Genomic DNA, 13,142 nt, shown 5'->3' with positions numbered 1-13,142 from the left:
GGCGCTCCTGCTATGTGCTGGCGTTATAACGTGACGGTGGCTTGCCAGTAGGCCACCCAACGATCCGGTTGCAGGCTGTCTGGGTGCGTCAGCGGTTTACCGACGGTGACCGCCTGATTGAACCAGCGGCCGCTTAGCGTGGCGCCCAGCGCCGCCCCGACGACGCTGCCGCCGTCTATCTGCCCGGCGCGCCCCTGCAGCCAGCCGGCGTCTAACGCGCCGGTCAAAGAAAGCTCCCCCAGCCTCGGCAAGGTCTGCCATTGCCAGTTGAGTTCATTGCGCCAGTAGGCGCCGCGATTACCGGTCAGGTACTGCTCTTTAAAGCCACGCACCGAGTATTGCCCGCCGATGGAAATGCGCTCCCCGGCATACAGGTTGTCTGCGCTGGTTTGCCCATAGGCCGAGGTCAGGTAGTAGAGGGAGGGTGCGAGCGGATAGAAATAACTGGCGCCGAGGCCAAGCTTGCGGAACTCGCTGCGCGGCGCTCCGTCGCGCTCCGGATCGTCGGCGGTGGCGCCCAGCATGCGCAGCCCGCGGCTTACCGTCGGGTTCAGCGTCATATAGCCGCCGCCCGCGACCGCGCTGTAATTGAGGCCCAGGCTGGCAATGCTGAGCGTCGGGCTGCTGACGCCCAACCGTTCACCCGCCAGCTTATTTTCCGTGGTGCGCCGCGCCAGCCCGATATCGACGGCCAGCTTGCGTTTGCCATCCCGCAGCAACGTGCGGTTGGCGCCCAAACGCTGGGTCTGGTTATTGCCTTGATAGCGGTAAGCCGCGCCGTTGAATGGCACCTGCTGGAAAAAATCGTTCCAGGCGTACTGGTAGCTGAACAGCCAATAGCCATAGGGTAAGGTGACGCTGCCGTTCAGGCTGCGGCTGCGATGATGCGGGCTGAAATCGTTATTGCGCGCTGCGGAGAGCGACCACTGGTCGGCCAGGCGCAGCGGGTTGTCCAGCACCACGCCGGCATTCATCTGCCCGGTGCCGGTGCTTTTCTGGCCGCTGTTATCGGCGCCGAAAGAGAAAGAGACCGGCGCGCGCGTGGCGCCACGCAGCAAAACCACGTTGGAAAAGCCGGGTTGCTCGCCAGGTTGAATATCGATGGTCACCTGCTGCGAAGCCAGCCGGTTGAGCTGCTCCATGCCCTGCTCGATATCGCGCAGATTCAATACGTCGCCGACCAGGCCGGGAAATGCCATCTTCAGCGCCGGCGTCTGCTCGCCATTCTGCGTGATGGACTCGATTCGCCCTTCGCTGACGCTGACGACCAACACGCCACGGGAGATATCCTGCTCCTGCAGCCAGGCCTGCGAAGTGACATAGCCGCGTTGCAGATAAGCATTGGTGGTTTCACGCACCAGGCGGTTGATGTGCTCCAGCGTCAGACAGCTTCCCTGATACGGGCGCGCCAGGCTTTCTTTCACCGACCAGGAAAGATGCTCGGCGCTCTCAAAAACAATCTGCCGCACCGTTTGGCAAACCGCCCCTACGGCGGCCGGCTCAGGCAGCGGTAACGCCGGCAGTTCAACGCTATTTTGCAGCGCCTCGCGTTGCTGCTGCGCCTGTTCCAGCAACGTTTTCTGCTGTTGGGTAATGCTGTCGCGGTCAGCAGGGCTGGTGATTTCCTCGCACCACGCAGAGCTGCAAAACGCCAAGAGCACAGGCCAAATCCTCAGCTTCCATGCACACATTTAAACACATCCATTTACGTTAACTTACATACCTTAGCGAAGTATATACAATTTACGCCGCAAATCAACGATAATGAGAATCACTTCCATTTAATCAAAGTCACAATGTGACAAAAAATGCAGATATGCCACAACCACCGTGTCTTATTACCCAGAGTGCATTTAATTAATATTAAAATTAAAAAAACAAATAATAAGAGCAAATAAATTCAATATTAAAATAACACATTCAATATCGACAAAAACAAACAAGCAGAGTTTACAAAGTTAACTCGTCATTTTATCTTGGTAGTTCTATTCGCATAATTAATTCATAAAAAACATAGTTATTAATTAACCAATAAAGAAAAACAATATCGGGAATAGCCTCATGTTTAACCGTGATATAGAACTGTTTATTCGAGATTACGTTAATGATATCAAAGCCGGCAGCGCTGCGCTGTTTGCCGGCGCCGGGCTGTCCATCCCCGCCGGTTTCGTTAGCTGGAAAGAGCTTATCGGCGATATCGCTTATGAACTGGAGCTGGATATCGAAAAAGAGAGCGATCTTATTTCTCTGGCGCAATATCACCTCAATGAAAAAGGCAACAGACATAAGATAAATCAAAAAATAATTACAGAATTCGCTGAACAGGCGGAAGAAACAGAAAACCACCGGATTATCGCCAGATTACCGATAGCGTCACTTTGGACCACTAACTACGACGACCTGATTGAAAAAACCTATGCCCGTTATAATCGCGTCTGCGACGTCAAAACCACGCCGGAAAGCCTGACTAATAACATTCATAAACGTGATGTTGTTTTATATAAAATGCATGGTGACTATAGAAATCCCAACCAGGCGATTATCACCCGCGAACAATACGAAACTTACTCCCGTACACACCTTCCTTTTATCAACATGCTGATGGCGGAGCTGACTGCCAAAACCTTCCTGTTTATCGGTTTCAGCTTTGAAGACCCCAACCTGCAATATGTATTGAGCCGCCTTTACGCGCAGTACGGCGAAGGGCAGAGAAACCACTACTGCATCATGCGGCGCGTCCAGCTCGGCGACAGCGGCAGCGAGGATCAGGCGTCTTGCGATTACAACAGCCGCAAACAAGGCTTGATGATTAACGATCTGCGCCGTTACGGCATTCAAACGCTGTTGGTGGATGACTATCGGCAAATCACTGACCTGCTGTATGCCATCGAAACGCAGTTCAAGAAAAGCACGGTGTTTATCTCCGGCAGCGCCGACAACTACCAGCCCTATGCCCGTGAAGAGTCCATCCAGTTCATACATCGTCTGGCGCGCCTGCTTATCCACAAACAGTATCGCATCGTCAACGGTTTCGGCTGGGGCGTAGGCACAGCGGTGATCAACGGCGCATTGGAAGCCATTTACGACAGCCAAGGAAAAATCAGCGAAAGCCAGCTGGTGCTGCGTCCTTTCCCCCAATTCGCCAGCGGCGGCATTACCCTACCGGCACTTTGGCACGAATACCGTCAGAACATGATTTCGCTCAGCGGCATCGCAATCTTTTTGTTCGGCAACAAACGCAACGCCGAAGGCGAATACGTGCTGGCCGACGGTTTATTGAAAGAGTTCCAGATCGCCACGGAACAAGGCTGCGTCTGCATTCCTATCGGTTGTACCGGCAGCGCATCTGCCGAGATCTACCGAAAAATCAAGGAGGAGATGAAAGAAACCCTCTACTACCGCAACCCCGCCGCCATGAATCTGCTGGATCAGCTTAACGAACCGGGCAGCCTGGCGGAGAAGAAAAAAAGCCTGTTGGCGCTTATCGATATCATTACTAAGGATAACCCCCGATGACCAGAAAATGTTTTTACAGTTTCCATTATGAGCCGGACAACTGGCGCGCTTCTCAGGTACGCGAAATGGGCTCTCTGGAAGGTAACCGGCCAGCCACGGATAACGATTGGGAGGAAGTGAAAAAAGGCGGTGACGCCGCCATCGCCGCTTGGATCAAGGGCCAGTTGGACAATCGCAGCTGCGCCGTGATTCTCGCCGGTAAAGATACCGCTGATCGCAAATGGATTAATTTCGAAATATGCGAGGCTTGGAAAAAAGGCATGGGCGTGCTGGTGGTGTATATACACAATTTGAAAGACAGCGCCGGCGACCAAACCACGAAAGGTAAAAACCCGTTGGATCACATCAAGCTGGGTGACGCAAAGCTTTCCACAATCGCCAAAGCCTATGATCCGCCTTATTCGACCAGCACCAATGTCTATAACCATATAAAAGACAATTTGGCTGAGTGGGTAGAAGAAGCGATCCGCATTCGTAAAAATTACTGACGCCCCTGATAGACAAAAGGCTGCACGGTTGTGCAGCCTTTCGTTTGTTCATAGCCCAAACGGCCTCACCCATACCGCCCGGTAATATAATCCTCGGTGCGGCGCTGGCGCGGCGACGTGAAAATGGCGTCGGTGTCGTTGTATTCCACCAGCCGCCCCTGATGAATAAAGGCGGTGTAGTCGGAGACGCGCGCCGCTTGCTGCATGTTGTGCGTCACCAGCACCACGCTATAGCGCTGCTTGAGTGCGGAAATCAGCTCTTCGATGGTCAGCGTGGAGATCGGATCGAGCGCCGAGGTCGGCTCGTCGAGCAGCAATACTTCCGGCTCGATGGCGATGGCGCGCGCGATCACCAGGCGCTGCTGCTGGCCGCTGGACAAGCGGAACGCATTTTCGCGCAGCCGGTCTTTTACCTCATGCCACAACGCGGCGGCGCGCAGTGAACGCTCCACCGCTTCATCCAGCAAGCGCCGGTCGCGCACGCCCTGCAGCCGCAGGCCGTACACCACGTTTTCATAGATCGATTTCGGGAACGGGTTCGGCCGTTGGAACACCATGCCCACCCGCCGCCGCAGCGCCGCCACGTCGATCTGCGCGCCGGAGATCGCCGCGCCGTTCAGCTGCAGATCGCCCTCAATGCGGCAGTTGTCCACCAGATCGTTCATGCGATTGAAACAGCGCAGCAGCGTCGATTTGCCGCAGCCCGAAGGGCCGATCAGGGCCGTCACCCGATGTTTCGGGATACGCAGCGAAATATCGTGCAGCACCTGTTTGTCACCATAAAACAGGTTCAGGCCGTTGACCGCCAGCGCGGTCTGTTCATCGTCGAGATGCTGGACATCCAGCCGGGGCAAACTGCCTGGCGTCATCAAACCCATTACGCACTCCCCAAAAATAGCGTCATTGTTACTGCGACCATGCTCGGTACCGCTCCCTCAACGAATGGCGGATGCCCATCGCCGCCAGATTCAAACTCACCACGATCGTCACCAGCAAGAAGGCGGTGGCGAACACCAGCGGCCGCGCCGCCTCCACGCTCGGGCTCTGGAATGCCATATCGTAGATCTGGAAGCTCAAATGCATGAACTTCCGCTCCAGGTGCAGATACGGGAAAATCTCGTCCACCGGTAGCACCGGCACCGATTTCACGACCCCCACCAGCATCAGCGGCGCGGTCTCCCCGGCGGCGCGCGCCACCGCCAGGATCAGGCCGGTCATCATCGCCGGCGCCGCCATCGGCAGCACGATGCGCCACAGCGTCTCGGCCCGGCTGGCGCCCAGCGCCATCGAGCCCTGCCGCAGCGAGGCGGGAATGCGCGACAGCCCTTCCTCGGTGGCGACGATCACCACCGGCAGCGTCAGCAGCGCCAGCGTCAGCGCCGCCCACAGCACGCCGGGCGTGCCGAAGGTCGGGTTGGGCAAAGATTCAGGATAGAACAGCTGATCGAGCGTGCCGCCGATCATATAAACGAAGAAGCCGAGGCCGAAGACGCCGTAGACGATCGAGGGCACGCCGGCCAGATTGACCACCGCGATGCGGATCACCCGCGTCAGCAGATTGTTGCCGGCATATTCGTGCAGATACAGCGCCGCGATCACGCCAAACGGCATCACCACGATCGACATCAGGATCACCATCAACACCGTACCGAAAATGGCCGGGAACACCCCGCCTTCGGTATTCGCCTCACGCGGGCTGTCGGTGAGAAACTTCTTCACCTGCTCGCCCCAGTGCGTCAGCTTCTCGGTGGTGCTCATGGCGTTCGGGTACCAGGCATCGCGCACCTGGCTGAGCGGAATGGTCAACGTCTGCCCGTGCATGTCGCGCAGCAGCAACGCGTCGCGCTGGCGATCGCGGTTCAGCCCCGCCAGACGTTCGGACAACAGCTGATACTGCCGCTGCAGCTCCAGCCGTTCGGCCTTGATGGCGTCCTGTGCGCGGGCGTCCAGCTTATCGTCGCGCTGCAGGCGCTTTTCCCGCAGCCGCAGCGCGTCAAACTGCTGATTGATGCGCGCCATGTCGCGGAATTGAATGTCGTGCGCCTGGCGCGAGAGCGCGGCGATTTGCGGCAGGCGCTGCTGCAACGCCTGCCCCAGATTGCGGCCGGTCAGTGGTTGCCCGTCTTCCAGCAGCCCCGCCAGATAGCCGTAAGCGGTGCCGTGGCTGTCGCGTTCCAGCACCAGCAGGCTGCGCGGCGTGCTTTGGCTGCGGATATCGCTGGCCAGCAAGGTGCGGAAATCCTGCCCCTCGCGTTCGCGGTTGCCGACCTTAATCAGATAACGTTCGACGTTCTGCGCCTCGCCCGGCGGCGTGACGCCCGCCTCAGCCAGTTGGCGCCGGGAAATGCTTTGTTGCTGGTACAACTCACCGATCACCGTCACCGGCCCAGCGCCGTTCTGATTCAGTTCGAACTGATAAAGCGGGCTCGGCCAGAAATAGCGCATCCCCTGCCCGGCCAGCAGTAGCAGAATGCCGATCAGCGCCAACAGGCTGACGGCCACCGAACCGGCGGTCAGCCACACCCACGGCGACCCGCTCTTCACCCAGCTCTTCATGGCGCCTCCTGATTCGGCGTGTAACGCTTACGCAACCGCAGGCGCACCGCCTCCGCCAGCGTGTTGAACACGAAGGTGAAGACAAACAGCACCAGCGCAGTCAGGAACAGCACGCGGTAATGGCTGCTGCCGGAAACCGCCTCCGGCATTTCAATGGCGATGTTGGCCGCCAGCGCGCGCAGCCCCTGGAACAGGCTGCCGTCGATAATCGGCGTGTTGCCGGTAGCCATCAGCACGATCATGGTTTCCCCCACCGCGCGGCCAAAGCCGATCATCAGCGCGGAGAAAATGCCAGCGCTGGCGGAAGGCAGCACCACTTTGATCACCGTCTGCCATTGGGTGGCGCCCAGCGCCAAAGAGCCCTGGCTCAGGGTGGCCGGCACGCTGAACAGCGCGTCCTCCGCCAGCGAGAAGATGATCGGCACCAGCGCGAAGCCCATCGCCACGCCCACCACCAGCGCATTACGCTGGTCATAATTATCCCCCAGCCAGAAATGCAACGGCTCACCAAACAGCGCCACCTCCAGCCACGGCCCCAGGCTGAACGCCAGCCACACCGTCAACGCCAGCAGCGGCAACAGCAACAGCAGATCGACGCCCGGCCGGCAGCGCGGCATAAAACGATGGGTCAACGCGCCGCACAGCAACACCGCCGCCGCCAGCAACAGCGGCAACGCCAGCACCGCCAACAGATACTGCTCGATGATCGGCGCCAGCCAGATGCCTGCCACCAGCCCGATCACCACCGTCGGCAGCGCGCCCATCACTTCGATAGCCGGTTTGATCACCCGCCGTAGCCCCGCCGTCATAAAGTAAGCGGTATAGATGGCGCCGGCCAAGGCCAAGGGTATGGCGAACAGCATCGCGTAAGCCGCCGCCTTGAAGGTGCCGAAGATCACCGGCATCAGGCTGAATTTGGGTTGGTAGCTGTCTTCGCCGGAGGTGGACTGCCAGACGTAGGCCGGCTGCGGGTAGTTCTCATACCACACCTTGCCCCACAGCGAACGCCAGGTGACGTCCGGATACGGGTTGTCGAGCGCATAGCGCTGCCAGCCCTGCGCGCTCTCCAGCAGCAGACCATCGCCGCGCGGCGCGAACGCCATCTGCCGCACCTCGGCACCCAAACGGGTATTCAGCAGCGGCTGCGGTTGAATGGCGGAAAATAACGAGAAGCCGCCATCGGGCCGCAGAGTGGCGAACACACGGCGGTAAGGCTCGGCCACCGTCAGCTCCTGCCCGTCAGCACCGTGATCGAAATGCTGCACCGGCGTCAGGCGCCAGCGCCGATCTTTTTCCACCTCGAACCACTCGCGCAGATTGCCGTCGGCGCCCTTGATCAGCAGCGCGCTGCCGCCGGGCAGCGCCGTCATCTGATACGGGGCATGTTCGCCAAGGGTACGCGTTTCACGCAGCTGCAGCTGCGCGCCGTCGATCTGATAACGCGCCAGCCGGTTGCCGGTCAGCAGGTAAAGCTGGCGGCCATCCGGCGTCAGCACCAGTTGCTCCCCGTCGTGCTCCAGCGGACGCTCGCTGAACTGCGGCGGCCGGTCGGGGCTGAAGCGACCGAACACCAGGCGCCGATCGTCGGTCACCCCGGCCAACAGATACTGCCCGCGATGCGCATCCGCCAACGACAGCAGTTTCAGCGGTTTGTTCTGCGGATCCAGCGCCAACGGCTGTTGCCCAAGCGGGAACTGCCACTGCGGCCGGCCGTTTTCCGCCGTCGCGAAGTCCGCGCGTGCCACCACCAACCGGCCGTTGGCCTGCGCCAGCGCAAACAGATCGCGCTCTCCGGCAGCCTGCGCGAGCAGCGCCGGTTTGGCCAGCAGCGTCTGCTGCACCAGCGGCGTCTGGGCCTGGCCGCTCGGCGCCGGCGTCAGACGATAAAATTGCCCCGCGCCCTGCGCGTCGATGCGATAACCCACGCGCTGCTGCACGTCCATGCCCAGCGCCAGAGCCGGGGCCGACACCGCGATCGGCAGCGGCTGAGCCTGCCCAAGCGAGGCCGGTTTGAACAGCGGCAGCACCGCAAACAGCAGATAAACGAAGATCAGCATCAACGTCATCAGCACCATCAGCCCGCTGGCGGTCACTGCCGCCTGCACGCCGCGGTCGATGCGCCCGCGCATGCGATCTCGGGGATGTTGATTGGCCGTCGTCTGTGTCATGTGTCTCGCTGTCGCTGATGTAATCGGGCTTACGCCGTAAGATAACCGGGCATCTTATGTCAGTTTTATGACGTTTGCATGACAAAGTTACCCGACTCAACCCAGGTTTTTTACACTGCCAACAGACAATATGAATTTGATATATTGCTGAAAAATGACCATAAACACGCTTTATAACGCCAAGAATAAGCCTGCTAGCCGTCATTTCATGCTGATCGTTTTACTGCCGAGCATCCCGCCGCGGGGAAAATTTATTGCCGCCGAAAAACGCCGCGCGCCAACGCAATGGATATGTTGGACTTTCCTGTCAATCTCTCGCAATAATGATGAAGGACACTAGAGCGGCATCCGGGCGCTGCGTCCCGGATCCTATTCTAAATTTGAACTGGAGTGGCAATGGGTCAGGAAAAGCTCTACATCGAAAAAGAACTAAGCTGGTTATCCTTTAATGAACGCGTGTTGCAGGAAGCCGCAGATAAGAGCAATCCCCTGATTGAACGTATGCGTTTTCTGGGCATTTACTCCAACAACCTCGACGAGTTCTATAAAGTCCGCTTCGCCGATCTCAAACGGCGCATCCTGATCAGCGAAGAGCAAGGCTCCGCCGGTTCCTCGCGCCACCTGCTGAAAAAGATCCAGGCCAAGGTGCTGAAAACCGATCAGGAGTTCGACGGCCTGTACAACGATCTGCTGCTGGAAATGGCCCGCAACCAGATCTTCCTGATCAACGAACGCCAGGTGTCCGAGAACCAGCAAATCTGGCTGCGGCAATATTTCAAACAGCATCTGCGCCAGCACATCACGCCGATCCTGATCAACCACGACACCAATCTGGTGCAGTTCCTGAAAGACGACTACACCTATCTGGCGGTGGAGATCATCCGCGGCGCCCGCACCGACTATGCGCTGCTGGAGATCCCGTCCGACAAGGTGCCGCGCTTCGTCAATCTGCCGCCGGAAGCGCCGCGCCGCCGTAAGCCAATGATCCTGCTGGACAACATTCTGCGTTACTGCCTAGACGATATCTTCAAGGGCTTCTTCGACTACGATGCGCTCAACGCCTATTCGATGAAAATGACCCGCGACGCGGAGTACGATCTGGTCACCGAAATGGAATCCAGCCTGCTGGAACTGATGTCCTCCAGCCTGAAACAGCGCCTGACCGCCGAGCCGGTGCGCTTTGTTTATCAGCGCGACATGCCGAACGAAATGGTGGAACTGCTGCGCGGCAAGCTGGGCATCTCCAACTACGATTCGGTGATCGCCGGCGGCCGCTACCACAACTTCAAAGATTTCATCAGTTTCCCGAACGTCGGCAAGGCCAATCTGGTCAACAAGCCGCTGCCGCGCCTGCGCCACATCTGGTTCGACGGTTTCCGCAACGGCTTCGACGCCATTCGTGAAAAAGACGTGCTGCTCTACTACCCGTACCACACCTTCGAGCACGTGCTGGAGCTGCTGCGCCAGGCGTCGTTCGATCCGAGCGTGTTGGCGATCAAAATCAACATCTACCGAGTGGCGAAAGATTCGCGCATCATCGAATCGATGATCCACGCCGCGCACAACGGCAAGAAGGTCACGGTGGTGGTCGAGCTGCAGGCGCGCTTCGACGAAGAAGCCAACATTCACTGGGCGAAGCGCCTGACCGAGGCCGGCGTACACGTGATCTTCTCCGCGCCGGGCCTGAAAATCCACGCCAAGCTGTTCCTGATTTCACGCCGTGAAGGCGATGACATTGTGCGCTATGCTCATATCGGCACCGGCAACTTTAACGAAAAAACCGCGCGCATCTACACCGACTATTCGCTGTTGACCGCCGATTCACGCATCACCAACGAGGTGCGCCGGGTATTCAACTTTATCGAGAACCCCTACCGGCCGGTCACCTTCGACAACCTGATGGTGTCGCCGCAGAACTCGCGCCTGAAGCTGTATGAGCTGATCGACAACGAAATCGTCAACGCGCAGGCCGGGGAACAGGCCGGCATTATGTTGAAAATAAATAATCTGGTGGATAAAGGACTGGTAGATCGGTTATATACCGCGTCCGGCGCCGGCGTGAAGATCCGCCTGCTGGTGCGGGGCATGTGTTCCCTGATTCCCAACCTGCCGGGGATCAGCGACAATATTCAGGTGATCAGCATCGTCGATCGCTTTTTGGAACACGATCGGGTTTACGTTTTCGACAATAAAGGTGACAAACGGGTGTATCTGTCCTCCGCCGACTGGATGACCCGCAACATAGATTACCGTATCGAAGTGGCGGTATCGCTGCTGGATCCGGCGCTGAAACAGCGCGTTCTGGACATTCTGGAGATCCTGTTCAGCGATACGGTCAAGGCCCGTTATGTGGATAAAGAACTGAGCAACCAGTACGTGCCGCGCGGCAACCGCCGCAAAGTGCGCGCCCAGGTGGCTATTTACGAGTATTTAAAAGCTCTGGAACAACCAGGACAGTAGGCCAGCAACTATGCCGCTAAAAAACACTGCATCGAACAAACCGCAGGAAATCGCCGCCATCGACCTCGGGTCGAACAGCTTCCACATGGTGATCGCCCGCGTCGTCAACGGCGCTTTACAGGTATTGGGCCGTTTGAAACAACGGGTACATCTCGCCGACGGATTGGACAGCAACAACGTACTCAGTGAAGAGGCGATAGAACGCGGCCTGGCCTGCCTGGCCCTGTTTGCCGAACGGCTGCAGGGCTTCCCGGCGGATAACGTCACCATCGTCGGGACCCACACCCTGCGTCAGGCGGTGAACGCCGAAGTATTCCTCAAGCGCGCCGCCAAAGTGATCCCCTACCCGATCGAAATCATCGCCGGCCAGGAAGAGGCGCGCCTGATCTTCATGGGCGTGGAGCACACCCAGCCGGAGAAGGGCCGCAAGCTGGTGATCGACATCGGCGGCGGCTCCACCGAGCTGGTGATCGGCGAAGACTTCGAACCGCTGCTGGCGGAAAGCCGCCGCATGGGCTGCGTCAGCTTCGCCCAGCTGTTCTTCCCGGGCGGCGAGATCAGCAAAAATAACTTCCGCCGCGCGCGGCTGGCGGCGGCGCAGAAGCTGGAAACGCTGGCCTGGCAGTACCGCATTCAGGGCTGGCAGTACGCGCTGGGCGCCTCGGGTACCATCAAGGCCGCCCACGAAGTGTTGGTGGCGATGGGAGAAAAAGACGGTCTCATCACCCTGGAACGCCTGGAAATGCTCGCCGAACAGGTGCTGCAGTTCAAAAGCTTCGGCTCGCTGAGCCTGCCGGGGCTGTCGGAAGACCGCCAATCGGTGTTCGTGCCGGGGTTGGCTATCCTGTGCGGCGTGTTCGACGCGCTGGCGATCCGCGATCTGCGCTTGTCCGACGGCGCGCTGCGCGAAGGCGTGCTGTATGAAATGGAAGGCCGTTTCCGCCACCAGGACATCCGCAGCCGCACCGCCAAGAGCCTGGCCGATCACTACAACATCGACCGCGAACAGGCCAAGCGGGTGCTGGAAACCACCGAACTGCTCTACTCGCAGTGGATGGCGCAAAACACCAAGCTGGCGCATCCGCAGCTGGAGGCCCTGCTGAAATGGGCCGCCATGCTGCACGAAGTGGGGCTGAGCATCAACCACAGCGGCATGCATCGCCATTCGGCCTACATTCTGCAAAACTCCAATCTGCCTGGCTTTAACCAGGAACAGCAGCTGCTGTTGGCGGCGTTGGTGCGTTTCCACCGCAAGGCGATCAAGCTGGAAGAGCTGCCGCGCCTCAACCTGTTCAAAAAGAAACACTACCTGCCGCTGATCCAGCTGCTGCGTCTGAGCACCCTGCTCAACAACCAGCGCCAGTCGACCACCACGCCGGAAACGCTGCGCCTGACCACCGACGACAACCACTGGACGCTGCGCTTCCCGGCCGGCTACCTGGCGCAAAACAACCTGGTGCAGCTGGACTTCGAGCGCGAGCAGGCCTACTGGAACGACGTCGTCGGCTGGAAGCTGCTGATCGACGAAGAAGGCTCGCAAGACGAACAGCGCTCCGCCTGATCCCCCGCCCCCTGCCAGCCAGGGGGTTTTTCTTTCCGCCCCGCCTCGTCAACCTAAACGAAACCCTAATACGGCGCGCCGCCCGCCGGAAAAAAATGGACAACTTTTGTCATCAGCGCCTAAAATCCGGTTACAAATTCTCGAGCGAATAACACAGGACACCGGCATACCGGGTGATATATGCGCAAGAAAACCACCGGACAGATGACGAAGATAGTGTTGTTTATCAGCTTTATCATTTTAGTCGGCCGACTGCTGTACGCCGCCGTGGTGGCGGTGCCTCATCATCAGGAAAAAAAGCAGGCCGCTGCGCAAAACGCCGCCGAAGTCAGCGCGCCGCAACAGGACGCCTCCTCTGAATAACCGCCGCGCCCCGTCCGTTTCATAAAAATG

The 13,142-nt window shown here is 58.7% G+C and carries 9 protein-coding genes; 5 read left to right on the top strand and 4 right to left on the bottom strand.

Features of this window, described 5'->3' with window-relative positions; translation table 11 throughout:
• Nucleotides 1–23: 23 nt before the first annotated feature.
• A complete protein-coding gene (locus RE418_RS12645) occupies nucleotides 24–1,691 on the bottom strand; it encodes a ShlB/FhaC/HecB family hemolysin secretion/activation protein (protein ID WP_399675111.1) in 1,668 nt (555 codons plus the stop codon).
• Between the two features lie 370 nt (nucleotides 1,692–2,061).
• On the opposite strand from RE418_RS12645, the gene RE418_RS12640 reads away from it, so the two are divergent.
• Complete coding sequence (locus RE418_RS12640; RefSeq protein WP_049296091.1) at nucleotides 2,062–3,516, top strand: SIR2 family protein; 1,455 nt, start codon at nucleotides 2,062–2,064, stop codon at nucleotides 3,514–3,516.
• Nucleotides 3,513–4,004, top strand: coding sequence for a TIR domain-containing protein (locus RE418_RS12635; RefSeq protein WP_049296092.1), 492 nt, complete (start codon nucleotides 3,513–3,515; stop codon nucleotides 4,002–4,004). The genes RE418_RS12640 and RE418_RS12635 overlap by 4 nt, the downstream gene beginning before the upstream one ends.
• 65 nt (nucleotides 4,005–4,069) lie before the next feature.
• Here the strand turns inward: RE418_RS12635 and pstB are convergent, their stop codons facing one another.
• From pstB to RE418_RS12620, 3 genes are read right to left on the bottom strand one after another with little or no spacing between them, the layout of a single operon-like run.
• Nucleotides 4,070–4,882: a phosphate ABC transporter ATP-binding protein PstB gene (gene pstB / locus RE418_RS12630; RefSeq protein ID WP_019452422.1), complete on the bottom strand. Its 813-nt coding sequence runs from the start codon at nucleotides 4,880–4,882 to the stop codon at nucleotides 4,070–4,072.
• 28 nt (nucleotides 4,883–4,910) lie between these two features.
• Nucleotides 4,911–6,560: a phosphate ABC transporter permease PstA gene (gene pstA, locus RE418_RS12625; protein ID WP_089181204.1), complete on the bottom strand. Its 1,650-nt coding sequence runs from the start codon at nucleotides 6,558–6,560 to the stop codon at nucleotides 4,911–4,913.
• A complete protein-coding gene (locus RE418_RS12620; RefSeq protein ID WP_049204840.1) occupies nucleotides 6,557–8,728 on the bottom strand; it encodes an ABC transporter permease subunit in 2,172 nt (723 codons plus the stop codon). Before RE418_RS12620 ends, pstA begins: the two co-directional genes overlap by 4 nt.
• A 396-nt stretch (nucleotides 8,729–9,124) precedes the next feature.
• Here RE418_RS12620 and ppk1 point away from each other — a divergent pair, with 396 nt between their 5' ends.
• The 3 genes from ppk1 (at nucleotide 9,125) to RE418_RS12605 (ending at nucleotide 13,112) form a co-directional block, all read left to right on the top strand.
• The gene (gene ppk1 / locus RE418_RS12615; RefSeq protein ID WP_049204842.1) at nucleotides 9,125–11,188 is read left to right on the top strand and encodes a polyphosphate kinase 1; all 2,064 of its coding nucleotides are present in this window, start codon (nucleotides 9,125–9,127) and stop codon (nucleotides 11,186–11,188) included.
• Nucleotides 11,189–11,198: 10 nt separating this feature from the next.
• Nucleotides 11,199–12,749 (top strand): exopolyphosphatase, encoded by a 1,551-nt coding sequence (gene ppx / locus RE418_RS12610; RefSeq protein WP_025303850.1) that lies wholly within the window; start codon nucleotides 11,199–11,201, stop codon nucleotides 12,747–12,749.
• Between the two features lie 180 nt (nucleotides 12,750–12,929).
• Entirely contained in the window at nucleotides 12,930–13,112 is a 183-nt protein-coding gene (locus RE418_RS12605) for a YfgG family protein (RefSeq protein WP_004941600.1), read from the top strand.
• Nucleotides 13,113–13,142 lie beyond the last annotated feature (30 nt).

The sequence above is a fragment of the Serratia sp. szju genome (assembly GCF_044594185.1).
GTDB lineage: Bacteria > Pseudomonadota > Gammaproteobacteria > Enterobacterales > Enterobacteriaceae > Serratia > Serratia bockelmannii.
Note: the sequence above shows the minus strand (reverse complement) of the source record. Positions and strands in the feature narration are given on the sequence as shown.